General features: G+C 67.5%; 20 protein-coding genes. 6 read left to right on the top strand and 14 right to left on the bottom strand.

Going from position 1 to position 24,853, the window contains the following annotated elements:
* Window positions 1-16 precede the first annotated feature (16 nt).
* The gene (locus OH799_RS20490; RefSeq protein WP_406266486.1) at window positions 17-628 is read left to right on the top strand and encodes a TetR/AcrR family transcriptional regulator; all 612 of its coding nucleotides are present in this window, start codon (window positions 17-19) and stop codon (window positions 626-628) included.
* 55 nt (window positions 629-683) lie between these two features.
* On the opposite strand, the gene OH799_RS20485 is transcribed toward OH799_RS20490, so the two are convergent.
* Both OH799_RS20485 and OH799_RS20480 read right to left on the bottom strand, forming a co-directional pair.
* A complete protein-coding gene (locus OH799_RS20485; protein WP_406266483.1) occupies window positions 684-1,451 on the bottom strand; it encodes an SDR family oxidoreductase in 768 nt (255 codons plus the stop codon).
* Window positions 1,452-1,563: 112 nt separating this feature from the next.
* Window positions 1,564-2,274 (bottom strand): hypothetical protein, encoded by a 711-nt coding sequence (locus OH799_RS20480; protein ID WP_406266480.1) that lies wholly within the window; start codon window positions 2,272-2,274, stop codon window positions 1,564-1,566.
* Between the two features lie 446 nt (window positions 2,275-2,720).
* Between OH799_RS20480 and OH799_RS20475 the strand changes: the two genes are divergently transcribed.
* Window positions 2,721-3,395: a TetR/AcrR family transcriptional regulator gene (locus OH799_RS20475; RefSeq protein ID WP_406266477.1), complete on the top strand. Its 675-nt coding sequence runs from the start codon at window positions 2,721-2,723 to the stop codon at window positions 3,393-3,395.
* Window positions 3,396-3,456: 61 nt separating this feature from the next.
* Here the strand turns inward: OH799_RS20475 and OH799_RS20470 are convergent, their stop codons facing one another.
* The 6 genes from OH799_RS20470 to OH799_RS20445 form a co-directional block, all read right to left on the bottom strand.
* On the bottom strand, window positions 3,457-3,987 hold the full coding sequence (locus tag OH799_RS20470; RefSeq protein WP_406266474.1) for a hypothetical protein: 531 nt from the start codon (window positions 3,985-3,987) through the stop codon (window positions 3,457-3,459).
* Window positions 3,988-4,103: 116 nt separating this feature from the next.
* Window positions 4,104-4,904: a family 1 encapsulin nanocompartment shell protein gene (locus tag OH799_RS20465; RefSeq protein ID WP_406266471.1), complete on the bottom strand. Its 801-nt coding sequence runs from the start codon at window positions 4,902-4,904 to the stop codon at window positions 4,104-4,106.
* The gene (locus OH799_RS20460; RefSeq protein WP_406266469.1) at window positions 4,901-5,950 is read right to left on the bottom strand and encodes a Dyp-type peroxidase; all 1,050 of its coding nucleotides are present in this window, start codon (window positions 5,948-5,950) and stop codon (window positions 4,901-4,903) included. The genes OH799_RS20465 and OH799_RS20460 overlap by 4 nt, the downstream gene beginning before the upstream one ends.
* Before the next feature lie 59 nt (window positions 5,951-6,009).
* On the bottom strand, window positions 6,010-6,336 hold the full coding sequence (locus OH799_RS20455) for a cupin domain-containing protein (protein ID WP_327110265.1): 327 nt from the start codon (window positions 6,334-6,336) through the stop codon (window positions 6,010-6,012).
* 203 nt (window positions 6,337-6,539) lie between these two features.
* Window positions 6,540-7,031: a dihydrofolate reductase gene (locus tag OH799_RS20450; protein ID WP_357270665.1), complete on the bottom strand. Its 492-nt coding sequence runs from the start codon at window positions 7,029-7,031 to the stop codon at window positions 6,540-6,542.
* The gene (locus OH799_RS20445) at window positions 7,028-7,855 is read right to left on the bottom strand and encodes a thymidylate synthase (RefSeq protein WP_406266465.1); all 828 of its coding nucleotides are present in this window, start codon (window positions 7,853-7,855) and stop codon (window positions 7,028-7,030) included. Before OH799_RS20445 ends, OH799_RS20450 begins: the two co-directional genes overlap by 4 nt.
* 44 nt (window positions 7,856-7,899) lie before the next feature.
* On the opposite strand from OH799_RS20445, the gene cobF reads away from it, so the two are divergent.
* The 3 genes from cobF to OH799_RS20430 all read left to right on the top strand — a co-directional run bounded on the left by cobF (window position 7,900) and on the right by OH799_RS20430 (window position 11,494).
* A complete protein-coding gene (gene cobF, locus OH799_RS20440; RefSeq protein ID WP_406266462.1) occupies window positions 7,900-8,643 on the top strand; it encodes a precorrin-6A synthase (deacetylating) in 744 nt (247 codons plus the stop codon).
* Between the two features lie 66 nt (window positions 8,644-8,709).
* Window positions 8,710-9,579 (top strand): Fpg/Nei family DNA glycosylase, encoded by an 870-nt coding sequence (locus tag OH799_RS20435; RefSeq protein ID WP_406266460.1) that lies wholly within the window; start codon window positions 8,710-8,712, stop codon window positions 9,577-9,579.
* 256 nt (window positions 9,580-9,835) lie between these two features.
* Window positions 9,836-11,494 carry a hypothetical protein gene (locus tag OH799_RS20430; protein ID WP_406266457.1) on the top strand — a complete coding sequence of 553 codons (1,659 nt, stop codon included), beginning with the start codon at window positions 9,836-9,838 and terminating at the stop codon, window positions 11,492-11,494.
* Between the two features lie 128 nt (window positions 11,495-11,622).
* On the opposite strand, the gene OH799_RS20425 is transcribed toward OH799_RS20430, so the two are convergent.
* The 6 genes from OH799_RS20425 to OH799_RS20400 all read right to left on the bottom strand — a co-directional run bounded on the left by OH799_RS20425 (window position 11,623) and on the right by OH799_RS20400 (window position 24,048).
* Window positions 11,623-11,898, bottom strand: a complete 276-nt coding sequence (locus tag OH799_RS20425) for a hypothetical protein (protein WP_406266454.1) — start codon at window positions 11,896-11,898, stop codon at window positions 11,623-11,625.
* Window positions 11,879-18,727, bottom strand: a complete 6,849-nt coding sequence (locus OH799_RS20420) for an FHA domain-containing protein (protein WP_406266451.1) — start codon at window positions 18,725-18,727, stop codon at window positions 11,879-11,881. The genes OH799_RS20425 and OH799_RS20420 overlap by 20 nt, the downstream gene beginning before the upstream one ends.
* 723 nt (window positions 18,728-19,450) lie before the next feature.
* Window positions 19,451-20,962, bottom strand: a complete 1,512-nt coding sequence (locus OH799_RS20415) for a carboxylesterase/lipase family protein (protein WP_406266448.1) — start codon at window positions 20,960-20,962, stop codon at window positions 19,451-19,453.
* A 13-nt stretch (window positions 20,963-20,975) separates the two neighbouring features.
* Window positions 20,976-22,412 carry a dihydrolipoyl dehydrogenase family protein gene (locus OH799_RS20410; protein ID WP_406266445.1) on the bottom strand — a complete coding sequence of 479 codons (1,437 nt, stop codon included), beginning with the start codon at window positions 22,410-22,412 and terminating at the stop codon, window positions 20,976-20,978.
* A gap of 8 nt (window positions 22,413-22,420) precedes the next feature.
* Entirely contained in the window at window positions 22,421-22,666 is a 246-nt protein-coding gene (locus OH799_RS20405; protein WP_357270684.1) for a DUF2630 family protein, read from the bottom strand.
* Window positions 22,663-24,048 carry a PLP-dependent aminotransferase family protein gene (locus tag OH799_RS20400; protein ID WP_406266441.1) on the bottom strand — a complete coding sequence of 462 codons (1,386 nt, stop codon included), beginning with the start codon at window positions 24,046-24,048 and terminating at the stop codon, window positions 22,663-22,665. Before OH799_RS20400 ends, OH799_RS20405 begins: the two co-directional genes overlap by 4 nt.
* Window positions 24,049-24,130: 82 nt before the next feature.
* Between OH799_RS20400 and OH799_RS20395 the strand changes: the two genes are divergently transcribed.
* A complete protein-coding gene (locus tag OH799_RS20395; protein WP_406266438.1) occupies window positions 24,131-24,823 on the top strand; it encodes a pyridoxamine 5'-phosphate oxidase family protein in 693 nt (230 codons plus the stop codon).
* Window positions 24,824-24,853 lie beyond the last annotated feature (30 nt).

Raw genomic sequence — 24,853 nt, 5'->3', positions numbered from 1 at the left:
TGTACGCTGTCAACTCGTGCCCCGTCCTCGGTCGCTGACGAACACCGATCTTGTGTCGGCCGCCCTCGCCGTGCTCGACCGCGACGGCCTGTCCGCGCTGACCATGCGCGCCGTGGCCAAGGAGCTGGGGGTGGCCACCATGGCGCTGTACCGCTACATCCGCGACCGCGACGAACTCGAGGTGCTGATCGTGGACCAGATGTTCGCCTCGATCGACACGACGCGGCCTGCCGGGATCGACTGGAAGGCGGGCGCGACGCTGCTGATCGAACACATCCGCGCCGGGGTTTCGGCCCACCCGGCAGCCGTGCCGCTGGTGCTGCGGCATCGCCAGTCCTCGGTGGAATCGCTGCGCGTGATGGAGGCCATGCTCGCCGTGCTCACCGAAGGCGGTTTCACCGGACGCGCACGGGTAATCGCCCAGCGCACGCTGATCGCATTCCTGCTCGGCTTCCTGCAGAACGAGCATTACGCGCCGCTGCTGGGTCGGGGCACGGCTGCGATGGCGCGACTGTCCCCCGAGGACTATCCGCATCTGGCGCAGACGGCCGGCCAAGCCAAGGGCTTGTCGGTCGACGACGAATTCCGGAATGGCGTTCAGATCGTGCTGCGCGGTCTGGAGCGTTAGGGTCACCGGCCCCAGGCGCTATGCCGAGCGATGGTCGGCGTCAGCGCCGTGACACCTACGGTCGGTCGGCACGCTCGGTCAGGTAATCCTCCCAGGTCAGCTTGCCGACATCCGCGCTGTCGAACACCAGGTTCTCGCCCGCGCGGTAGACCCGGCCCGCTTTGCCGGGAACCCGCACCGTCAGCAGCGCGCGGCGCTTGCCGAGCGCCTTCAGATAGTCCCGGACCAGTTCACGCATGCTGATCACGGTCGGCCCGACCAGGTCCGGCACTCGTCCGGTGGGCGCGCCGAGCGCCAACTCCACCAGTCGGGCCGCTACCTCTCGTGCGTCGACCGGCTGGACGCGCACGCCGCCCAGGATCGGCAGCACCGGCGACTTCAGCATCGCATCAACCAGATTCGGCACGAAGTCGTGGAACTGCGCTGCGCGCAGCGTGGTCCACGGGACGCCTGATGTGGCGACCACCTGTTCTGCGGCGAACTTCGCGCGGAAGTAAGTCAGCGGCAGCAGATCGGCGGCGGTCACCGAGATGTACACGACGTGCCGGACTCCAGCGGCGAACGCGGCGCGCATCAGGTTTTCGGTGGCCACCTCGTCGCCCTTGGCGTCGCCCGCCAGGTGCAGGATGGTGTCGACACCCGCAGCAGCGGCATCGATCTCCTTGTCGCGCAAGAGATCTCCAGCTACGAACTCGACGCCGTCGACCGGTTCGCGCGCCCTGCGGCTGAGCACGCGGACATCGGCGCCGGTGTTCCGCAACAGGGGAAGGACCTGGCGGCCCAGTGTGCCGGTGCCGCCGGTGACAAGAATCTTCGTGGCCATGACCGTCTCCGATCCAGGTATCGATGGGTGGTTCCCATCTCCTCACTGGGACGACGACGCAGGAGCGCGGACTGTGACATGGCTCGACTTTGCAATGCGCGGACGAGCCGTCCTACTCGGTCGGCGGGATGAAGGGTTGATTGATCGTGGTGAAGTATTGGACAAGGGCAGCGATGGCGACAGGTGCCGTAACGAAGAGTTGACCGGCGAGGGTGCCGAGAGCGCCCACGGCGATGACACCACCCAGGCAGCCAACGGCAGCGGCTGGGATGAATGGCCCGAACATGCCGATGATGGTCGCAGCGGCGACGGTCGCGCCGGCGATGCCGCCGAGCACACAGCCGACGAGGCCGCCGCCGATACCGCCGACTGTGGTGCCGATCGCCGCCCCTGACGCGATGGTGTCCTTCAACCGAGTGAAGGCCGCGACTTCACGGTCGTACGGCGATTCCCACCGAGCCTGGTCTTCGAAGGGGAGGGCAACCGGACGATAGTCGGCATGCTCGAGGTCGAATCGCGGTACGAGCGTGGCCGTCCGGCCCTTGATATCGGCGGCAATGGGGAAAACGAAATCATCGACGCGGAATTCCAGCGGGGTGCCTGCGAGTACGGAGCCGTTGGCCGCTTTGACTTCGAAAACCCCGTTCTCGACCGTCATCGAGCCCGAATCGATATGGACGACCGCGCTCTCTTCGGATGTGGTCGCGGAGTAGCCGACCGTGCCACTGTCGGTGGCCTGCGGAGCAGCGCTGACATTTCCGGTAGTGATGCCGGCAACCGCGATGGCAAGCGTCGATGCTGTGGCGATCTTGCGCAGAAACATGTTCTCGGAACCTTAACCAGTTGTTTGAATGGTGGGAATAGGTGAGGTGCGGTATTACCGCTGCTGCCAGACCTCCCGGACCACGGTCACCTGGTCGGTGTCGAATTCGGCGCCGACGAGCAGCCAGCGCAGGCCGTCGAGTGCGTGGCGCAAAAGGGCATCCATGGTGAAACCTCCTGGGGGAGCGGTTGTCTCGAAGATGGTCACCACCGTCGCAGAGCGTGCCTGAAGGCAGCCTGAAGCCACCTGAAATCCGCTTCAGGAACGGTCCGACGTCGTCGCGCGATACCGCGGTCGACCCGTCGCGCAGGTGGGAATACTTTCCGGCCTGTTCGTGGTGCAAGTCGGTCACGGCCGAAGCGGTCGAGACAGCGTGGAAGCTGGCCCGTGCCTACTTCCGGCAACCACACCGGATCGGTCCTGCGGCTGCCTGCCAGAATGGCCCTGTGCCAAACCTCGGTCCCGGCCGTCCGCGTGTCGAGCCACGACGACGACACGGGCAGACACCTCGTGCCGAGATCCTGGACGCCGCGGGCGAACTGTTCACCACCCACGGCTACGCCACCACCTCCACCCGTGCGGTCGCCGACGCCGTCGGCATCCGGCAGGCTTCGCTGTACCATCACTTCGCCGCCAAAGACGACATCCTCGACGCGCTGCTCGCCGAGACCATCGCCGCCCCGATCGAGTTGGCCGAGCGGCTGCGTGAGGCAATGGAGCCGATCCAGGTCCGGCTGTACGCGCTCACGCTGTTCGACGTGCGGCAGCTGTGCGCGGCCCGCTGGAACCTCGGCGCGCTGTACCTGCTGCCGGAACTGCGCACCGAGCGGTTCGCCACGTTCCGGCTGCGCCGCGACGAATTGCGCGGGCACTATGAGACATTGGCCGCCGAGGTGCTCGCAGCAGCGGGCGCGGCGGGCACACAAGGGGCAGAGGTGCTGCCGTTTCGCCTGGTGGAGACCGTGATCAGCATTCGCTCCGACGAGGGCGCCGCGCCCGCCTACGCGGAGCAGACCATCCCGGGGGCGGTGTTGCGCACGCTCGGCTGGCTCGGCGATCTCGACGCGATCAGGACCGAGGCGACCCTGCTACTCGATCGGCCTGCGCTGCCGGCCGAATGATGGTATCGGAATCCGACGCACGGCATCCCGCGCGGTTCTACCACAGCGCCGCGCCGGACGATCAGTGGGTCGGCGGTGCGATCTGCCAGTGTTGCTGCAGCGCACCCGCGATCTGCGGCAGCACCGTCACCGGAATCCGCTTGTGGCGCAGGACCGCCCGGATCTCGGTGACCTGGTCGCGCTTGCGCAGGTCGTAGGCGCCCGTGACCGGGCGGACCACCGGCGGTATGGACAGTAGGACCAACTCGCCATGGGGTTCGTCGCCGCCGGACAGGTCCAGCGCCAGCGACCAGCGGGACCGTTCGTCGAGGGTGAACCGGCCGGCCACCACCCGATCCCACGCGATGCTGGACACCGTCCACGGCGTGCGCCGGTAGATGGTGTGGTCGGTGAGCACGACGGCGTCCCTGGTGAACAACGCCGATAACGCGGCGACGCCCGCGACGGCACCGGCCAGCAGGCCGGTGAACACCCGGTTGGCGCCGAACGCGGCCACAAACGCACCGCAGATCGTCACGGTCACCAGGATGCCGAGCACGCTGTAGAGCGCCGCGCGCTGCGTCGGGACGACACCCACCCGCACCGTTGTCATCTCACCTACCTGCCTTTGGTGCATTGCCGGCATTACGGTACCTACTGCTCGCGCGCCGACGCACACCTCGGGAATTCCCAGCCGTGGCCGATCCGTGCGTCGAATCGGCCACAGGCTCATGCCGTCAGCGCGACCGCGGCCTCGGCGGTGTACACCAGGAAGGTCAGGCTCTGCTGGAAATACAGCTGGACGGTCTCGGCGTCGTGCGACAGATAGCCGATGGAGAGGTCTTGGCCGATGCGTAGATCGAAGTCGCCGCCGCGGGTGGTGAGCACGACCGCGCCGCTGATGGCGGGCGCCCAGATGATCTCGCCATCCGGGATCAGGCGTTCGATGTGAGTGCGAATCATGTGCCCGTGGTCGGAGGTCTCGCTGACCTCGGTGTACAGGTCGGCGCTCAGCAGCACCGAGTACGGTCCGTCGACACCGGCCAGTCGCAGGGCGCTCAGCGCCTGCGCGACCGCCTCCGGCACCAGCCGGGTGTCGCTGGGCAGCGTGATCGGCTGGTTGGACGAACTTTCCCGGACACCGGTGATGGTCGCGGCCGGATAACCCTCGAAGATCGCGCGATCCTCGGCGAACGCGATCTTCTTCGCGGCATCCTTCACCGGGTCCAGATCGGTGTCCCGAGCGCCGCGCTCGACGTTGTCGAGTTCCGCACGGGAGAGCGTGAACGGCACCCGCAGTTCCACCAGGGGCGTGACCACGCGCCGGCTGGCCAGCACACCTTCGTCGGGCGCCGCGATCGGCGTGGTGTGGCCGGTGCCGACGGCGGAGTAGTCGGTGCCGTGCGGGCCGGACAGGTCGACGACGCGGCGGCCCGCGATGTGCCGCTTGAAGGTGCGCGTCGCCTCCTCTTCGATGGCCGCCCATGCCTCGGACGTGATCGGCGCCAGTTCGCGATGGAGGTTGTTCATGACCGAGTGCTCCTTTTCAACGTGCCGATACCGAGGGCGCCGTCGCCGGAAACCGTGGCGCTGCCGGACAGACCCGCCCCATCGACGCCGACGGATTCCCCCGATTGCTCCGTTTCCCACGGGGCGGGCGGAAGATCGTCGAGGAAATCGATGGTCGGGGTGAAGAACGAGGTGCCGGTGACGGCGATGGAGAAGTCGAGGATGCGGTCGTAGGCGGCGTCTTCGGTGCCGAGGAACATGCGGGTGAGCATGCGTTCGGTGACGCTCGGGGTGGCCGCGTAGGCGACGTAGTAGGTGCCGAACTCGCCGTCGCGCACGCTGCCGAAGGGCATGTTGCCGCGCACGATCTGGCGTTCGGTGCCGTCCGGATCGACGAGCGTGTTGATCGCGACGTGCGAGTCTGCGGGTTTGTCCTCATCGGAGAGTTCGAAGTCGTCCAGCTTGGTCCGGCCGATCACGCGCTCCTGCTCCTCGACCGACAGTGCGCGCCAGTCCGCGAGCGGGTGTGTGTACTTCTGCACGACGACGTAGCTGCTGCCAGCGAACTCCGGGTCCTCGTCGCCGACCAGCGCGGCGGAGACGGCCGCGCGGCCCTCCGGGTTCTCGGTGCCATCGACGAAGCCGAGTAGGTCGCGCTGCTCGAAGTACCGGAAGCCCACCGTCTCGTCGACGATTGTCGCCGCGCCGGCGAGCCGGTCGCCGATCGCCATGGCCAGCTCGAAGCAGGCGTCCTGGGCCTCGCCTTTGATGTGGAACAGCAGGTCGCCCGGTGTTGCGGGCGCGGTGTGGTGCTCGCCCACGAAGCCGGGGAACTCATGCAGCTCAACGGGTTTCGGGCCCGTGAAGAGCCGGTCCCATGCGGCTGAGCCGATGGAGGTGACGCAGGCGAGCCCGGCGCCCGCCAGCCGGAATCCCACCGAGCGACGCAGGCCGGTGATGTCGGCGAGCAGATCGCGCACCGCGGCTTCGCCGCCGTCGTCGATGGTGGCGACAAGGAAGATCGCGGCCGGTGTGAGTGGTTCGAGGATCGGCTGCGGCTCACCCATGATCGACAGACTAATGCCCGGCCCGTCCGACCGGCGGGCAGGGACGCACGGCGTAACTGTTACTTCGCCACCGTCAGCAGGAAGGCGACGTCGTCGACGGCCTTGACGCTGTGGCGTGCCTTGGGCACCACGAGCAGGTCGCCCGCCGAGCCCTTCCATTCGTCGGTGCCGCTGATCAGGGTCAGCGTGCCGCTGAGCACCAGCAGGGTGGCGTCGCCCGCGTTGTCGTGCTCGGCCAGGCTCTGCCCGGCCGACAGGCCGACCACCGTTTGCCGAAGTGAATGCGTGTGACCGCCATAGATGGTTTGTGAACTACGTCCGCTCGTAGCGGTGGCCGCCAACTTGAGTTGTTGGCGAGCGACCGCAGTCAGCGATTTCTTGTCCATGGACCGCCTTTCGCAGATCACCAGCCGATGCCGGGCTGGTGGCAACGGCTCGAGGCGGGCGGACGGATGAGGGTCCGCCGCCACATATTCAGGAGTATGCCCGAGACCGCCGCCGCGCGGGTCGTGTTTGACCGGCCGGGCCGCTGTCCGGCGTGTTCCGCCATGGTCGACGCCGCCCGCGATGTGACGTCCGATCAGCCGGATCACCTGCGGGTGTAGTGGCGGATCCGGAAGCGAAGGCCGGTCTTCGACGTGCGCCAGGGTTCTGGTTCATCCGGATCCCATTCCGGTCCGATCGGCGGCGCGTAGGCATCGCCCTCGACGGTGGTGTCGACCTCGGTGACGCGCAGATCGGTGGCGAAGTCCATGGCGGCGCGGTAGATCTCGCCGCCACCGGCGACCCACACGGTATCGGGGGCGCATCGCGTCAGCGCCTCGGGCACCGACGCGGCGCGCTCGGCGCCCTCGGCGGCCCAATCGGACTGCCTGGTAACCACGATGTTGCGACGACCGGCCAACGGCCGGAATCTCGGCGGCAGCGAATCCCAGGTCCGCCGGCCCATCACCACGGGATGACCCCAGGTGGCGTCCTTGAAGTTCGCCATGTCCTCGGGCACGCGCCAGGGAATGGTGTTCCGGAAACCGATCACCCCGTCACGGGTCTGCGCCCAGATCAGTCCGATCGTGCGGGTCACACTGCCACCGGCGCCTTGATGGCCGGATGATGCCGGTAACCGACCACTTCCACGTCCTCGTAGCGGTAGTCGAACAGCGTCGGCGCGGGCCGCAGCCGCAGCTTCGGGAACGGGTAGGGGTCGCGGCCGAGCTGCTCGGTGACCTGCTCGACGTGGTTGTCGTAGATGTGGCAGTCGCCGCCGGTCCAGATGAAGTCGCCGGGCTCCAGCTCGGTCTGCTGCGCGACCATGTGGGTGAGCAGCGCGTAGCTGGCGATATTGAACGGGACGCCGAGGAACAGGTCGGCGCTGCGCTGATAGAGCTGGCAGGACAGCTTGCCGTCGGCCACATGGAACTGGAAGAACGCGTGGCAGGGAGCAAGCGCCATCTTGTCCAGATCGGCCACGTTCCACGCGGAGACCAGGATGCGCCGTGATTCCGGGTTGGTGCGCAGGGTGTGCAGCACCTGCGCGATCTGATCGATATGGGTGCCGTCCGGCGTCGGCCACGAGCGCCACTGGACGCCGTAGACCGGGCCGAGTTCGCCGTGAGCGTCGGCCCATTCGTCCCAGATCGTGACGCCATGCTTGTGCAGCCAGCCGACGTTGGAGTCGCCGCGCAGGAACCACAGCAACTCGTAGACGATCGACTTCAGATGGACTTTCTTCGTGGTGATCAGCGGGAACCCCGCAGCGAGGTCGTAGCGCAGCTGGTGGCCGAAGATGCTTCTGGTTCCGGTCCCCGTGCGGTCCGCCTTCTTCGTGCCGGACGCCAGCACCAGCCGGAGCAGGTCCTCGTACTGGCTGTCGGGGGTGGAAGCCGGGTGAAGCGAGTCAGGGGCCACGCCTGGCAACTCTAGTCTTCGGCCGACCTGGCAAGCTCGCCCGCATGCGCAAGCTCTACGTGATCGGCATCGGCGCCGGTGATCCCGACCACGTCACCCTGCAGGCCGTCAAGGCGATGCGGCGGGTCGAGGCGTTCTTCGTCATCGGCAAGGGCGAGGCCAAGCAGGAGCTGATCGCAGTGCGGACCGCGATCCTGGACGAGCACATGGACCGCCCGTACCGGATCGTGCCGATCGACGACCCGCCGCGCGATCGCACACCCATCGACTACCCGGGCGTCGTCGAGGATTGGCACGACCGCAGGTCCGCGCTGCTGGAGTCGGCTTTCGCCGAGGTCGAGGGCGTCGGCGGCATCCTGGTGTGGGGTGATCCGGCCCTCTACGACAGCACGCTGCGGATGGTCGAGCGGGTGCTCGCGCGTGGCGCGGTGACCTTCGACTATGCGGTGATACCCGGAATCACCAGCGCGCAGGCGCTGGCCGCGCGTCATCGCATGGTGCTCCACGGTATCGGTGAGCCGGTGCACATCACCACCGGGCGTCGCCTGCGCGAGGAGGGGCTCGGCGCCGAGGGCGCGCTGGTGATGTTGGACGGAGACTGTTCGTTCACCGCGATACCCGGCGACGACGTGCACATCTGGTGGGGCGCCTACCTCGGCATGCCCGACGAGACGCTGATCGAGGGCTCGCTGTCCGAGGTGCGGGACGAGATCGTCCGCCGCCGCACCGAACTGCGCGACCGCAAGGGCTGGATCATGGACATCTATTTGCTTCGTCGCGGAGGGTAGGACGCCCGCCTTTCGGCCGTGGTCGACAACCGGCAGGTTGTCGGTGGGTCTGGGTAATCTGGACCCGTGCCCGAGCTACCGGAAGTGGAGGCGTTGGCGCAGTTCCTGCGGGAACACGCGGTCGGCGCCGTGGTGGGGCGTGTCGATGTGGCCGCGCTGAGCGCGGTGAAGACGTTCGAGCCTCCCGTGACGGCGCTCTCCGGCCGGGATGTCACCGGGGCAGGCCGGTGGGGCAAGTTTCTCGGCATGGAATGCGGCGGGTTGTGGCTCGTCACGCACCTGTCGCGCGGCGGGTGGCTGCGCTGGATCGACGAACCCAGCCAGACGCCGCCGAAGCCGGGTGGCAAGAGCCCGCTCGCCCTGCGGGTGCACTTCTTCACCCCGGAGGGCGCGACGCCGGCCTTCGACCTGACCGAGGCGGGCACGAAGAAGCGCCTGGCGGTGTATGTCGTCGAGGATCCCAAAATGGTGCCCGGCATAGCCCGGCTCGGCCCCGACGCGCTCGAAGTGACGGAGGCACAGTTCGCCGAGATCCTGCACGGCACCTCGCAGCGGACCAAGACCGCGATCGTCGACCAGTCATTGCTGGCGGGCATCGGCAACGCCTACTCCGACGAGATTTTGCACACCGCGCGGATCTCACCGTTCGCGAACACGAAGACGCTGGGCGCCGACAAAGTCGCCGGACTCTACTCGGCCATGCGTGACGTGCTCACCGACGCGGTGCAGCGGTCGGTCGGCCAGGACGCCGCCCGGCTCAAGGGCGAGAAGCGTTCCGGCATGCGGGTACACGCCCGCACCGGGCAGGCGTGCCCGGTCTGCGGCGACAATGTCCGCGAGGTCTCCTACGCCGAACGGTCGTTCCAGTACTGCCCGACCTGCCAGACCGGCGGCAAGGTGCTCGCCGACCGGCGGATGTCGCGGCTGCTGAAGTAAGCCCGCGTGAGGCCTGCCGAAGAGACGAGTCGACGTCCGCGGGTGCGCGACCCAGCACCGCCGTGGCTAGCGCGGAGACGGGACGCCATCCACGGCCGAAAAGCGGCCGCGTACAGGTCCGAGCAAGGCCCCTGCCGTCGGATACCGGACGCGTGGACAGCGGGTGACAGGGCTTGGCCGGCGAGTGTCCCCGTCAGCGAGAAGATGTGGACGCCGTGGCGGCCGAAAATGGAATGCCCAGGCATAGGGAGAACATGTGGGCGACCAGTTTTCGGCCGATCTGGATCGGCTGCGGGCCCTCGCGCCTGGGTTCGATCGGATCGGCACGGATGTGGCGGCGGCGGTGCGGCGGCTGCTCGCCACCATGACCACAGACCGCGCACCATGGGGTAACGACGACGCCGGGCGTGCGTTCGGCGAGTTCTTTCTTCCGGAAGAGCAGCAGACCATGTCCGACTTGGACAGCCTGGTCCAGGTGCTGCAGCAGGCCGGCCCCGACCTACGCCAACTCGCGAACACCTTCGAGAACCAAGACGTGGCCCTTGCGCAGCAAATCGACAACGCGAGTCTCGGGATCCAGAACGGCTCGACACTGTTTTCGGTCGGCGAGGGCGCTGCCACGAGACAGCCCGGACCGTACGTCACGGCCACTCCCGCCGCCGCGCACCGATCGCCCGCGGCGACCACGCCCGCTCCCGCCAGTACACGCGCCTCAGGCAGCGCGCCGGCGGCTGTGCAGCGGCCCGAACGGCTAGAGGCACATTCGCCCGACCGCAACCAAGCCGGCCCCGGTCGCGAGGGCGTGCCCGGCGCGAGCGTGAACCCGGCTCGTCGGACAGACGCCCCACGTGCCCCGTCGGTGCGGGGGAACATCCCGACCTTGGTGCCGTCGGCCGGTACGCCCACCACGGGGAATGGGTCAGCGGCCGCTGCTACGAGCACGCCATGGTCCAAGGCCGCCGCAGGGCGTCCGGCGCCGGTCTTCGCCCCCGGCTCGGGCGCAGCCCCCGGCTCGGGCACCGGCGATTCTCCGCCGCGCGCGCCCGGAAGCCCCGCGGCACGGCCGCGCGAAAAGGCCGAGAAGCCGGACCGGAAACCCGGGACACCGATGGTGAACGGCTCCGGCGATTCTGTCGCGGCTCGCCTCGCTCGAAAACTGGCCGAGCGATACGGCGTCCGGGCATTCGGCTTCGATACCCCCGACGTGCCCGAGGACGTCCTGATCGAGATTGTCGCCGCGGTGGACGACGTACTGCCGCGGTACCCGCACATCGACCTGCGTGCCATCGGCATCGACGAACTCCCGGACGGCGAACCGACCCGGCTGGAGTGGGATTCGGAGATGAGACCGGCATCATCGACAGATCCATCCGACGCCGGAGACACATCCGACGAGCCGGTGCGACCGCCGCCGAGCCCGATCGAACCGGTGCTGTTCACCGCACGCGTTGTGCTCGCCGTACCCGCGGCGACCGATCCAAAGCATCTGGAGCAGATCGTCGCAGCGGCCGATAGCTCGGGTCTGCTGGCGCCGGGATGTGTACGGCGACCGGTGTATTCGTCGATCGTGCGTGAACTCGGGGGAGCGCTGGACGTAGCCGGCGGCTTCCGCGCCCGCGCCGCAGCTCGGCGCGCATTGCTCACCGCGTACCTGCCTCAGCTGGGTCCGGAGGACAGGGGTTCGCTGAGCCGCACGGTGGCCGGCTTCCGGGAGTGGCGGTCGCAGTTGGCCGGCCACAGCTTCCGCAGCGGGCGATTCGAGCCCGCCGCGGCGTTGGCCGAGGCATTCACGGGGGTGGTGTTGAATGCCGGGCAGGCCGCACCGCCCACGCAGGTGCTGCACCGTCTGCTGGTGGACAACGCCCGATCGTCTCCGTCGGCCGGGCGCAACCAGGCAGCTTCAGCCTCGACATGACCGTCCGGCCGTTCCGCTACGTCCTGATTCCGGAGCGCACACCTGCTTGCTATCGAGTCGCGAAACGGTAGCGTCGGCCACCCGCACTCAGCGGTCCGCCTGCCGTGGATGCGGATCGGCGGAATGCGTTACCTGTCCTCGAGGCTGCTTCCATCGAGGCCGGCGTCGCGGAGGATGCGAGCCAGAGTGTCAGGGTCCACCGGACGTTCCACCGGCTCTTCCGGTTCGACCGGGTTTTTCCGAGCGACCGGTAGCAGGTCGTCGTAGCCCGGATCGCCGGGGTGGAGTTCCTCGAAGCCGTTATAGTAAACACCGTCCTCGGTCCGGCCACGCAGTCGCAGCAGAATCGTCACGCCGTCCTCGGCGAGCATGGGCGGGCTGGTGTCATCCGAATACGCGGTCAAAGTAATCCTTCAATCGGTAGGCAAGTAATTGGTTTCCGAGGGCGAATTTGCGAAGATTCGCGGTGCCACCGTGCATCCAGGCAGTAAACGCCTCGGCGAACGCCTCGGCGGGTTTGTTGTAGTAATCATTCCACCTACTGTCCTTTCCGATTTCGTCGAGCATATGCGCGTGCAGATTCCACCACTCCGGCCCCTCGCTCAGCGATAATCCGTCAGTGCCGTACGCCGCGTCGGCGGCATGCCCGAACTCGTGCCAGGCCACGTTTTCGCTGAGCCCGCGGCCGCCGGAGTTGATGGCGATCCGCCGCGGACCGGGCATATACACGCCTCGAACGGCGTTCCAACTCGTAGCCCCGCCGGGGGGTTCTGCGGCCAGCAGACTCTCGGTGCCGGGCAGGTCGAGCATCGCCCTGTCGCCGATGACGATTCCGCCACCGGGCACGGCGTTCATGTAATCGCTGACCCGCTGGTAGATGCGATCGGGTACCCGGGCCAGGTCCTGCCACCTCTGCCGGGTTTGCGGCGTCTGGTCGATGATGTCGACGAAAGCGCCGCCCTCGGGAGGTGGGAAGGCGATCGTGAACTCGTAGGCATCTGCCAGCCGCACTTGATCGCCTGGATGCACGGCGACCTTCGTCCCGGGCATGATCGCGGTGCCGTTGACATAGGTATGGTTCGATCCTTCGTCGCGGATCCAGACCCGGCCGGAGGGGTGGGCGCCGATACTGGCGTGCCGACGGGATAGCTCGTCCATGCGGGAAAGGCCGCTGGGCAGCTCCGAACTGTCCCGCCCGAGCATGACCGGTTTGCTACCGCGCACCAGATCGAGCGACACGTCACCGTCCTGGCTGTTGAGTCGCACCGGCAGCCGAGGGCTGCCACCGCCGACATCGCCTGCGAATTGGACCGCGCCAACCCATTCGCCGAGGCGAAGCCTGTCGCCCGGGATGAGCCACACCGGCCCCTCGTCCGGGTCCACTCTGATGTTGTTGACCCAGGTTCCGGCGAAGGAGCGCTCGTCGCGCAGCCACACGTCCCCGTACTCGTCGCGGTAGATGGTGGCGTGACGCCAGGACACCGAGCGGTCATGGGCGAGTTGATCGGCCATCGGGGTGTCGGACTCGCGGCCGATCTTCACCTCCTCGCCACGTCGGAGGGTCAGCGGCGGGGCGTCCGGATCGTCGGACAACCGCAGTAGCAGCGGCCGTACCTTCCCCACCTCGAGCGTCGTGGAAACTCGGTCGAAAGTTACCTTGTCGTCGGCGGCCAGGTACCGCTTCTCACCCGCTGGGACGGTCTGATCGTTGACCTTCAATTCGGTCCGGCTGTGCGGATTCGGGTCACGCACCCATACCCGGCCGTCGAAGTCGCGTCCAACGGTGACTTCTCGCCCTGGGGCGACCGAAGCCTCCTGGCCCGGCTCCAAGCGAATCGGCGGCATCCGCCGGTCCGGCGCGAAGTGCAACGCGACCGGCGGGAGTTCTGTCAGCCGGCTGGATCCGATGCGGGCTGAGCCGACGAACTCGGGACCGAGTCGAACGCTGTCGCCATCGGTCAGGGTGATCTTCAGGTTCCCCGCGATCCTCTCCCCGTTGACCCATACCCCCTTCGAACCGCGGTGATCGCGAATCCACAGCCGACCGTCATGGTCCAGACCGAGCGTGGCGTGCCGCTTGCCCACCCCGGAGACTTCGCGCAACTGTGTCGCGAAGGGCGAGTTTTCATCGGTGCCGATGGGGACTGACTGCCGTGGCTCGAGTCGCACCGGCGTCACGTTCGGGCCGCTGCCGAGACGCACGCGGACCGGTTTCGTGTCGATCGACACGTTCGGTGAGACAAACTGCGCCTCACCGCGAAACGCACCGAGCTGCACGGAGTCGCCCGGGTCCAGGATGCGGCGGTCACCTTCGGCGAGCCGATCGCCATTCACCCGGCTGCCATTGGTGGAGTTGGTGTCTTGGATCCACACCCGGCCGTTCTCGTCCAGGCCGACACGTGCATGGCTCGCCGATACTGTCGAGCGGCCCGTCGCGTCCGGGTGCAGGATGGAGCGGCCGATATCGACGCTGTAACCGCGATAGAGCTGTAACGTCGGCCCGTCGTCCCCGAGCAGCCGCACATCCGCCATCTGACGCTGGAAACTGACACCGACCTCGAAGCTGTGGCCCAGCCGCAGGTTTTGGCCGTCATCGATGCGTACCCAGTTTTCGCCGACCAGCTGTTTGCCGTCGACAAAGCTGCCGTTCGGCGAGTTGTTGTCGCGGATGAGCACGTGGCCTTGCTCGTCCACTTTGATGGCGGTGTGGCGGGGCGCGACCCTGTCGGTGGCCGCATTCGCCAGCAGTGTGTCGGCGTCGCGCCCGAGGACATACTCTCGGCCGGGAACCAGTCGCAGCGGGACCCCGACCCTGTCCGGGCCGGTGAACATCACCTCCACATAGCCGTCGGGGTGGCGGTAGACCTTGTTTTGTCTGGGTAGCGTCGGTTCCGCCGCCAATTGGGAGTCGTCGTCGCGCGCCGGTCTGTGGTCGGGTTCCACATGCGGCTGCGGTCGTGTAGGTGTGCCGTCGTCGATCGTTTCGTCGGAGGAGAGAGGGTTGTCGTCGCTTCGTTCGTCGAGCGGGGCTGGGCGCATTTGCGGCTGCTCGTCCGGTGTCGCCGGTGCGTTGGCCACCTCTTCGGGGGCCGGCAGTGGGTTGGCTCCGTCACTTCGAGGACGGCCTGGCGGGCCGTCGTCCCCGACCCGGCTCCACTGGTCGAAGTAATCCTTCACTCGGTTGGCGAGTTGTTCGTTTCCGAGGGTGAATTCGCGAAGCTGTGTGGTGCCACCGTGCATCCAGGCACTAAACGCCTCGGCGAACGCCTCCTGGCGTTTGTTGTAGTAAGTCCACGGACTTTCGTCTCCGATCAACTCGAGCATATCGTTGTGCAGATTCCACCACTTCGGCTGATTGCTCAGCCGAAACCAGCCGATACCGTACGCCCTGTCGACGGCATGTCCGAATTCGTGCCAGACCACGTTGCTGCTGCCGCTGCGGCCGCCGGAGTTGATGACGATCCGCCGCAGATCCGAAATATACAAGCCTTGAACGGTGTTCCAATTCGTTCCCTTGCTGCGGCCGAAGAGGGGGTTGCGCAGCAGACTCTCGACGCCGGGCAGCTCCAGCATCGGCCTGTTACCGATGAGGATTCCGCCACCGCGTCTGGCGTTCAGGTAATCGCTGACCCGCTGGTAGATGTGATCGGGTATCCGGGACAGATCCTGCACCATCTTCAGGGTTTGCGGCGTCTGGTCGACGATGTCGAGGTAGGCGCCGCCTTCCGGAATCGTGAATTCGCTGGGAGGGAGGACGTCCATCGTGAATTCACTGTCGCCCAGCGTCAGGTTCTGACCGTCGTAGATGCGTACCCAGTTCTCGCCGACCAGCTGCTTGTCGTCGACAAAGCTGCCGTTCGGCGAGTTGTTGTCGCGGATGAGCACGTGGCCTTGCTCGTCCACTTTGATGGCGGTGTGGCGGGGCGCGACCCCGTCGGTGGCCGCATTCGCCAGCAGTGTGTCGGCGTCGCGCCCGAGGACATACTCTTGGCCGGGAACCAGTCGCAGCGGTACCCCGACCCTGTCCGGGCCGGTGAACATCACCTCCACATAGCCGTCGGGGTGGTGGTTTTGTCTGGGTAGCGGCGGTTCCGCCGCCAATTGGCGCGCCGGACTGTGGTCGGGTTCCACACCCGGCTGCGGTCGAGTAGGTGTGCCGTCGTCAATCGTTTCGTCGGATGAGAGAGGACCGTCGTCGCTTGGTTCGTCGAGCGGGGCAGGCCGCCTTTGCGGCTGCTCGTCCGGTGTCGCCAGTACGTAGGCCACCTCTTCGGTGACCGGCAGTGACTCGGCTCCGCGACTTCGAGGACGGCCCACCGGGGCGTCGTCTCCCACACGGCTCAACCCGTCAAAGTAATCCTTCACTCGGTTGGCGAGTTCTTCGTTTCCGAGGGTGAATTTGCGAAGCTCTGTGGTGCCACCGTGCATCCAGGCAGTAAACGCCTCGGCGAACGCCTCGTCGGGTTTGGTGTAGTAAGTCCACTCACTGTCGGTTCCGATCAACTCGAGCATATCGTTGTGCAGATTCGACCACTTCGGCCGATCGCTCAGCAGAAACCAGCCGGAACTGTACGCTTCCTCGAGGGCATGCCCGAACTCGTGCCAGACCACGTTGCTGCTGCCGCCGCTGCCGCCGGAGTTGATGACGATCCGCCGCAGACCAGGCATATACACGCCCTGAACGGTGTTCCAACTCGTTCCCTCGCTCCGGCCGTAGGGGGTGCCGCTCCACAGCAGACTCTCGGTGCCGGGCAGGTCCAGCATCGGCCTGTTGCCGATGACGATTCCGCCACCGGGCATGGCGTTCAGGTAGTCGCTGACCCGCTGGTAGATGTGATCGGGTATCCGGGACAGATCCTGCACCATCTTCAGGGTTTGCGGCGTCTGGTCGACGATGTCGAGGTAGGCGCCGCTTTCCGGAATTGTGAACTCGCTGGGAGGTGGGACGGCGATCGTGAATTCGCTGTGGCCCAGCGTCAGGTTCTGACCGTCGTAGATGCGCATCCAGTTCTCGCCGACCAGCTGCTTGCCGTCGATAAAGCTGCCGTACAGCGACTTGTTGTCGCGGATGAACACGTGGCCTTGCTCGTCCACTCTGATGGCCGCGTGGCGGCGCGCGACCCCGTCGGTGGCCACATTTCCCAGCAGGGTGTCTGCGCCGCGCCCGAGGACATACTCTTGGCCGGGAACCAGTCGAAGCGGTACCCCGACCCTACCCAAGCCGGTGAATATCACATCCACATGGCCGGTGTCGGTGGGGCGGTAACCCATGGTTTGTGTGGGTGGTGCCGCAGCCAATCGGTAGTCGTCGCGTGCCGGACTGTGGTCGGGTTCCACACCCGGCTGCGGTCGAGTAGGTGTGCCGTCGTCAATCGTTTCGTCGGATGAGAGAGGTCCCTCGTCGCTTGGTTCGTCGAGCGGGGCAGGCCACCTTTGCGGCTGCTCGTCTCCCACCCTGCTCCACGGTCTTCGGAATCGGCCATGGTTCTCGTCCAGCGGAGGTCTGTCGTTACCCCGCGAAACGGATACTCGTGGGCTCCCGCTGTCGGTCCGTCGATTGTTGGATTCCGGCGCGCGGGCGGGCAATTCACCGACGGGATGCGGTGGCGACACGGGTGGTGGAGTGCCCCCAATGGGAGCGCTGACTCCGACTGCGTGCTCCTCCAGCGCGCCCAGCTGGTGCTGCATGCCCTCATGCCAGTCTTGGCGGCCGAAGGCGGAGAATGCCGGGCGCAACTCTTCGACCCGTTGCCGAATCGCCTGCACGTCGGATCGCGTGAGGCTGTGGTCTTTCCACCGGATTTCACCGCCGGACCTGTGTTCCTGGAATTGCTTCACGAAGGGACCGATCACCTCGGTGTTCACGAATGCGCGGCTGCTGCCGGTTCCCCACCCGTCTCCCATACGGTGGACCATCGCTCCCGCGTTCGAGTCCAGCGGGTACGCGTCCTTGCCGGGCACCACCTCCGTGTAAACGTGCTCGCCGATGACGTGCACCGCGGGCGTCCCTGCCCCGACCGCGGCGTCGCCGACCAGTGAGGTCAGGAATTCCGCGTGCCGCGAATCGGGCACCACCTCGTGGATAACCTGAGTGCCGTCCTGGAAGGTGAGTCGCTGCACCAGTTCCGCCGGTTCTCCGGCAGCGCTGGTGCGCGCGATCGTTTCGACTCGGGGTGATTCGCCGGAACGAAACAACTCGTCGATGCGGGCGGCGAAGTCGCCCTGGCGTGCCGCCGCCGGGAAAGTTTCGCTGCTCCCGCGCATCGCATCGCGGCCCGCCTGATGGACCCGCAACGAGCTGCCCGCCGCGCCGACGAAGCCGCTACCGAACCCGGTGATGACACTCTCGCGCACCATTGTGAACATGTCGCCGAGGCTGTGAATGTCTTCGTGGTGGATGATCAGCGAGGGCACCACCCCGGCCACGCCACCCGCGATACCGCCCACGCCGCCGATCAGCATCGTGCCGCCCATATGCGCGGTCAGTCGGCCCAGGTTGGTGGTGGCTCTGCCGCCCAACTGCCCGAGCACGCGCGGAGTGAGCCGGCGACCGACCTCCGCGCCCGCCACGCCACCGAGTACCCCGCCGATGACCAGTTCCAGGAACGAGCCCACGTCGAACTCGTCGCGGACTCCGTCCATCATGTCCCATGTCTGTGCAGCGACACTGATTGCCGCACTGCTCAGGGCACCGATTCCGGCCGCGTGGACGGCCCCGTGCAGCGCGGCCCGCCGCGTGCTGCCGGCGACCGCGGTTTCGGCCACCTCGGTGGCGAGCTTCACCACCGCCGCGCGCATAGCCTGCTCGGCCCCCAGTCGGTCGGCCACGGCCTTGAACCCCCCGCCATGGAAGAACAGCAACGCGTCGTAGACCAGTTGCGCTGCCAGGGCGATTCCCATGGCGACCAGCAGATGCTGCGTTTGCAAGGTGGTGTCGGCGACGTCGTGGCACTGTTTACCCATGTCCGCGCACACTGCGGCCTTATTGCGCGTAGCCGCGGCGATGGCGCTGTGTCGCTTGGACAATCCTTCCCGGGTGGCGCCACCGAGCGCGTCCTCGGCCCGACTCGCTTCGGCCTCGTACTGATCGGCGGAGTCGTTCAGAACCTCAGAGGCCTTTATATACGCGTCCCCGCGACGGCGCATGCCGTCCACGCTCATCTCGGGCCAATGCCCGATGACGAGGTCCCGTACGGCGGACGGCACCTCAGCCAGGAGGCCGCTCGCGTCCACAGCAGCCTGCCTCACGTCTGGCCGGAATCTCAACCATCCTGGAGTTCAATGCGCCACGGCGCCATTGACCACAGAGTCGAATACTATTGCAGCACAGGCCATTCAATAACAAAGAGCATCGCAGGGCACCCTTCCACTTCGGCATCTGACGTTCGACCTCGATCACTGTCCATTCGTTATGATGCAAGACGTTAGCCAGCGGGCCGGAGGTCGGAAACGGCTCCGGAGGACACACTTTGTGTTGTTTGCTGTGAACTATGCACAAACAGCCCGGAACTGCGGATCCGACCGTGCCGCGAAAATCCATGCCACCATTCGGCCAGCGACCCAGGCGGCGTATGGTGCCATCACCGCAGATCACACCGGAGAGGGCTGGAGAACTAGAACTGCTCCTCCGCGTATTCGCCTGACCGTTGGCATCCGTCGCCCTGGGGCCACAGTGCGAGCAGATCAGGATTGAATACTTCGCGGGCAAGTACTCGCTGGAGCGAGGGGAACGCTAGTTCATTGTAGCGAGACTTGTCGGTTGCACATCGCAATTGAAATCCTCACCACTGAGCTCATTTATAAGCCTTGAAATTGTTGTGACGCTGTATTTTGCTGTCAGCGGGGCCGGTGTCTGATGAGATCGCAGACTGATCGGCGTGCCATATCGGAAGGCAAAGGCCCCCAAACTATTTATTTGACGGAACGCGAATCTTCGTTGTCGGCGCGCCGCGAAAGTCAAAAGTCGGGCCAGGTCTGAGTGGGTACTCGAACCCCTTGCCAGGCGAGTCGTTTCGCCTTGTCCGGGTCCAGTTCTACGCGGGCGGGGTGATCGATGATCAGGGTGGATCTGCGGGTCTCGGTATAGGCGGGCCAGGAGGACAGCGGTGCGCCGGTGTGGGCGAACGTCAGCCAGTTGTCCTGAAACTGGTCGGTGACAGCGAGCAGCCCGCGCCTACCGCCCGCGGCGGTGAGGGCGCGGACGAAGGGGGAGTCGCCGCCGAAGATCGGTATGAGTTCGGTCGCGTGGGTGGCGCCGAGCCCGGCGAGATGTAGTGCACGCGGCGCGAAGTCGTAGCGGTAAGCGTAGGTCGGGGCATATCGGCTATGGCCCTCCATCACGGTCACCGAAGGACGCCAGAAGGTGAAGTCGCCACCGGCGCGCACCACCGTCTTCGATCGGGGATAGCCGGAATATGCTGCGGCGATACGGGATTCGACGTCGTCGCCGGAGCGGGCGAGCGCCGCGCGCAGCCGATCAGGTGTGGTCGGCAGCTCGTCGATGAATCTCGCGAAAAGGGTGCCTTCGTCCCGGTTCGTCCCGATGATCAGCGGCACACGGTGGGCGGTGCCCTCGGTGATCGCGTCGATCGGCGCACGTGGAAGGAGGTCGCCGTCCACTACCGGACAGACGGGGAACAGGCCGGGCTGTTCCCGTAACGCACGGTTGAGGGTGCGGTCGACGGCGCGGCGGATGTCGTTGGCGCTCGCGGTGCGCAGCGCCGTGGTCGCGTTGTCCGGCGTAACGCCGAGCGCCTCGACGCAGCGTCGGGCGAAGGCGCGGGCTTCGGCGACGGTCATCGCCCAGTCTGCCGGCGGGCTCTGCGAGACGGCCTGATGGAACAGACCTTTCGCCGTCGGTGCGGCGAGGAGGCTGAGTACGGCGTGCGCACCCGCCGACTCGCCGAAGATCGTCACGTTGTCCGGGTCGCCGCCGAAGGCCGCGATGTTGGTCTGCACCCATTTCAGCGCGGCGATCTGGTCGCGCAGCCCGAGATTGGCGTCGAACGGGTGTTCCGGCGTGCCGAATTCACCGAAGTCGACGTAGCCGAACGCGCCGAGCCGGTAGTTCAGCGACACCACGACCACGTCGCCGCGCACCGCCAGCCGCGCCCCGGAGTACAGCGTCAGCGCGGAGGTACCGGTGAGATAGCCGCCGCCGTGGATGAAGACCAGCACCGCGCGCGGGGTCGCGGCGGGGGTCGCGGGCGCGGTGACATTCAGTGTCAGCGCGTCCTCGCTGGTCGGCTGGTAGGTGCGCGGTCCGATCCGCGACCCGGAGCGGTGCTGCATCGCGGCGAAGGTGAACTCGGTGGCCTGGCGAACGCCGGACCACGGTTCGACTGGCTGCGGAGCTCGAAACCGCAGGTCCCCCACCGGAGGTGTCGCGTAGGGAATGGACCGCCAGCGCGATACGTGGCGGCCACGGCGACCTCGGAGGACTCCGTCGGCGGTCGTGATGTCTGTCATCCACCGATGGTAGCTATCCGCGCCGCGCCTCCAACAGGCGCAACCAGAACTCGCTCACGGCGGGGAAGGCGGGCACCGCGTGCCAGAGCGTCGCCAGTGGTACCCGGCCCACCACCGCAATGGTCGCCGCGTGCAGCTGCTCGCCGACGTCGGGGCCGACGAACGTGGCGCCGAGCAAGGTATCGGTGGCGCTGTCGAGCACCAGCTTCGCGTGGCCCGCGTAGTCATCGCGCGCCAGGGACGATCCGGCCACCGCGATGTCGAGGTCCACCGTCTCCACCGCATGGCCCGCGTCCCTGGCCGCGGCCTCGGTCAGCCCGACGGAGGCGACCTCGGGTGCGGTGAACACCACCTGCGGCACTCGGCCGTGGTCGGAACTCGCGACGAACCTCGCGTCGTCCAGGGGTTTGCCGTCGGCCCGCGCCCCGATCACGTCCCCGCACACCCTGGCCTGGTACTTGCCCATATGCGTGAGTGCCGCGCGATGGTTCACGTCGCCGATCGCATACAGCCAGTCGCCCTCGACGCCACGCACGGTGAGATGGTCGTCCACCGTCACGTAACCGTCGGGCAGGCCGACCGCCGCAAGGCCCAGCTGTTCGGTCGAGGGTGCGCGTCCTGCCGCCACCACGATCTCGTCCACGTCGATCTCCGACTCGCCCTGCGGGCCGCGCAACCGCACCGTGGCCGGACCGCCGTGTATCCACCCCTCGCCGGTGTCCTTGGCCGCGGGGCGCTCGACGGCGCTCGGCTCGGTCCCGAACCGCACCCACACGCCCGCCTCGGTCAGTGCCGCCGCCACCCGTTCGCCCGCGAACGGTTCGGCCGAGGCCAGCAGGGCCGAGCCGCGCACGAGCAGCGTGACCTCGGCGCCGAGCGCGGCCAGCCAGGTCGCCGCCTCGGAGGCCACAACGCCGCCGCCGACGACGGCGACCCGGCGCGGGACCTCGTGCAGGTTGGTGACGTCGCGGGAAATCCACGGTAGCGCGTCGCGCAGGCCGGGCACGGTGGGGATATTGGCGGTGGTGCCGGTGGCCAGCACCACGGCATGCCTGGCGCGCAGCTGCTGCCCGTCGACCTCGACGAGGCGCTCCCCGGTCAGGCGGCCGGTGCCGCGCAGAACCTCGATGCGGTTGTGCTCGGCCCAGTCGACCTGGGCGGAATCGTCGTGGTCGTGGACGAACGCGTCGCGTCGGCGCAGCACGGCGTCGACATCGAGTCCGGCGGCGGAGACACCCGGCATCGACCGTGCGCTCGCCAGCACGTGGCCCGGCCGCAGCAGCGCCTTGCTCGGAATGCATGCCCAATAGGAACATTCGCCGCCGACGAGTTCGCGCTCGACGATGGCCGCCGTGCGGTCGCTTCCCGCGATGGCGTACGCGGCGGCGTTCTCGCCCGCGGGCCCGCCACCGATCACGATGACGTCGTATTCGATAGGTGCGCTCGACATGGCGGCCGCTACTGCAGGTAGCCCTCGACTTGCGACACGGAATTGGCTTGCACGCCGTCCGCGGACTCACCCGAGTCGATCCGGGCCCTGCGATGCCGCAGCAGGTCCCATGCCTGATCCAGCATCACCTCGAGTTCGGCGAGACGCTGCCGTTCGGTCTTCGGATCCAGTTGACCGCGGGTGGCCTGCGAGCGCAGCCGGTGCTCCTGGTCGACCAGTTCCTTGATGCGCGCCAAGATGTCCTGTTCGCTCATGCGGACCATGCTACGGGCCGAGCGAGACACTCGGCGGCGATCGGAACGGCGGCGACCAGGTCCGACCAGGACAGTGCGGTGTAGCCGAGCGCGACGCCGAAGTGGTCGCGGCGTGTCCCCAGGTGATGTCTTGCCAAGCCGTCGAGCGCGATGCCGCGCGCCTGTCCCGCCGCGACAGCGCGCTCCTCGGTTTCCGCTGAATTCACTGGGACGACGACATGGGAACCGGCGTCGTCCCCGACGACGCCGAGCCCGCGGCGGCGCAGCTCGGTCACGATCAGTGCGCGGCGCGGCGGTAGCGCGCGGCGCAATCTGCGCAGGTGCCTGGCCAGATCGCCATGCGCGGCGAAGGCCGCGAGCACGCGCTGGCCCGCAGGGCTCGGGCCGGTGCCGGTGCGCTCCCGATAGGCGAGCACCGCCGCCGCGATCTCCGGTGCGGCCAGTAGCCACCCGACGCCCAGGCTTGGCGACAGGATCTTGCTCGTCGTGCCGAGGTGGACGACGACATCCGGAGCTATGGTGGCGAGCAGCGGCAGCGGTGCGGTGTCGTAGCGTAATTCGCCGTCGTAGTCGTCTTCGATGACGAAGATCCCTGATCGTCTGGCGTGCTCGACCAGATCGACCCTGCGAGCCGCGGGCATCCGCGCGCCGAGCGGAAACTGGTGTGCCGGTGTGCAATACACGGCGTTCGCTTCCGCGGGCAGCAAGTCGACCCGTAGGCCGTGCGCATCAACCGGAACCGGAAGGACGCGAACTCCTGCCGCGGCGAACGCCCCCGCTGCCCGCTGGTAGCCGGGGTCCTCCATGGCGACGGAAGTACCCGGACGCAGCAGGGCGGCGGCCAATTCGCCGACGGCGGAACTGGTTCCGGCGGTGGCGAGCAGCACGGTATCGCTGCCCGCGCCGAGACCACGGTGGCGCAGCAGGTGTTCGGTGACCGCCGTGCGGAATTCCGGTTCGCCCGCGCGATCCTTGCGCACCAGCGCGGAATGGTCAGCGGCGGCGCGCCAGGCACGGCGCCACGCGGCCGGATCGATGGTTTCGATGCACGGGGCGCCGGGGCCCAGGTCGAACAGATGCCGCTCGGCGTCCGTGCCGCCGGGTTCGGCGGCGCGCACGGGCACGGCGGCCGGTGCGGTGGTCAGGTAGGTGCCGGAGCCGCGCTTGCCGCTGAGCCAGCCCTCCGCGTGCAGTTGGTCGTAGGCGGCGGCCACTACGGTGCGGCTCACGCCGAGCCGGCGGGCCAGCGCGCGGGACGACGGCAGCCGGTCGCCACTGTGTAGCAGGCCGGTGGTCGCCGCATGCCGCAGCCCGTCGGCGACCTGCACGGACAGTGGTTCCGGCCGATCGCGATCCAGGTCGAGGGGCAGTTCGTCCAGCACCGTGCACCTCCGCGAAGTGGACTCTTGCAATTTCGCCGGATTGGCACTGTGATAATGCCACTTGCGAACCGATGCTGGGCATATGACCGAACCAGCCAGCTCCCGGACTCCGCTCTCCCCGACACCGCGCAGCACACCGACCCGGTTGACCGATCGCGCACGGACCGATCGGGCCGACCTGGACGCCGTGCTCGACGCCGGGCTGATCTGCCACCTCGGTGTGTTGCTCGGTGGCACGCCGGTGGTGCTGCCGACCGTCTATGGACGCGAAGGCGACACGCTCTACCTGCACGGCTCGACCGGCGCCGGGAACCTGCGCGCGGCGGTCGCGAATGACATCTCGGTGGCGGTGACCCTGGTCGACGGCGTGATCTACGCGCGTTCGGCCATGCACTTCTCGATGAACTACCGCTCCGCGGTGGTGCTCGGCCGCGCCGTCGAGGTGACCGATCCCGAAGAGCGGCTGCACGGGCTGCGGATGGTTGTCGAACACGCCGCGCCCGGCGCGTGGTCGCGGGTCCGGCCACCGAACAAGAAGGAACTCGCCGCGACCATCGTGCTCGCCCTCGATCTCACCGAGGCGTCGGTGAAGATCCGCACGGGCGGCCCCAAGGACGACGCGGCCGATATCGAGGTGGGCGGGGTCTGGGCCGGTGTGCTTCCGGTGCGCCAGGTGTGGGACTCGCCGATCGACTCCGACGATCTCGCGTCCGACGTCGCCGTCCCGGACGACGTTCGCCAGCGCGCCGAGCTGGGCTTGGTTCCGGTGCGCTGACCGGCGGCTCCAGCGCGGCGGTCGAGCCTC

The organism is Nocardia sp. NBC_00881, from assembly GCF_045207455.1.
GTDB lineage: Bacteria > Actinomycetota > Actinomycetes > Mycobacteriales > Mycobacteriaceae > Nocardia.
Note: the sequence above shows the minus strand (reverse complement) of the source record. Positions and strands in the feature narration are given on the sequence as shown.

Excerpts from the sequence above, each read along its gene's own strand:
- OH799_RS20485 (WP_406266483.1), bottom strand. The coding sequence starts at position 1,451 with ATGGCCACGAAGATTCTTGTCACCGGCGGCACCGGCACACTGGGCCGC.
- OH799_RS20480 (WP_406266480.1), bottom strand. The coding sequence starts at position 2,274 with ATGTTTCTGCGCAAGATCGCCACAGCATCGACGCTTGCCATCGCGGTT.
- OH799_RS20470 (WP_406266474.1), bottom strand. The coding sequence starts at position 3,987 with ATGACAACGGTGCGGGTGGGTGTCGTCCCGACGCAGCGCGCGGCGCTC.
- OH799_RS20465 (WP_406266471.1), bottom strand. The coding sequence starts at position 4,904 with ATGAACAACCTCCATCGCGAACTGGCGCCGATCACGTCCGAGGCATGG.
- OH799_RS20460 (WP_406266469.1), bottom strand. The coding sequence starts at position 5,950 with ATGGGTGAGCCGCAGCCGATCCTCGAACCACTCACACCGGCCGCGATC.
- OH799_RS20455 (WP_327110265.1), bottom strand. The coding sequence starts at position 6,336 with ATGGACAAGAAATCGCTGACTGCGGTCGCTCGCCAACAACTCAAGTTG.
- cobF (WP_406266462.1), top strand. The coding sequence starts at position 7,900 with ATGCGCAAGCTCTACGTGATCGGCATCGGCGCCGGTGATCCCGACCAC.
- OH799_RS20415 (WP_406266448.1), bottom strand. The coding sequence starts at position 20,962 with ATGACAGACATCACGACCGCCGACGGAGTCCTCCGAGGTCGCCGTGGC.
- OH799_RS20410 (WP_406266445.1), bottom strand. The coding sequence starts at position 22,412 with ATGTCGAGCGCACCTATCGAATACGACGTCATCGTGATCGGTGGCGGG.
- OH799_RS20405 (WP_357270684.1), bottom strand. The coding sequence starts at position 22,666 with ATGAGCGAACAGGACATCTTGGCGCGCATCAAGGAACTGGTCGACCAG.
- OH799_RS20395 (WP_406266438.1), top strand. The coding sequence starts at position 24,131 with ATGACCGAACCAGCCAGCTCCCGGACTCCGCTCTCCCCGACACCGCGC.